At 67.5% G+C, this 255-nt stretch carries 1 pseudogene; it reads right to left on the bottom strand.

The window, feature by feature from the left end:
• A pseudogene (locus tag SB756_RS32430) lies at window positions 1-255 on the bottom strand (ABC transporter substrate-binding protein); the annotation flags it as partial.

Here is a 255-nt window from a genome sequence, read left to right as displayed (position 1 = left end):
GGCGACTCATCGCGGTAGGCCCCCATGTGGGCGTCCACTTCGCCGCGCTGTACCAGCCCGACCGAACGGGTATAGGGCACGCTGCAACGTTCGATGGTCACACCCAGCGGCTCGAAGACTTCGCGCAGGATGTCCCAGCCCAGCCCCTCGCCGTTGGCTTCGGTGTAATCGCTCCAGACCTCGCTGGCGATGCGAATGTGCCTGGGCTGCGCCTGCGGCTCCGCGGCCCGGACGCTGCAACAGCTCAAGGCAACC

Source organism: Pseudomonas sp. SIMBA_068 (assembly GCF_046534705.1).
Lineage (GTDB): Bacteria > Pseudomonadota > Gammaproteobacteria > Pseudomonadales > Pseudomonadaceae > Aquipseudomonas > Aquipseudomonas putida.
This window is presented reverse-complemented; position numbering and strand designations above follow the sequence as displayed.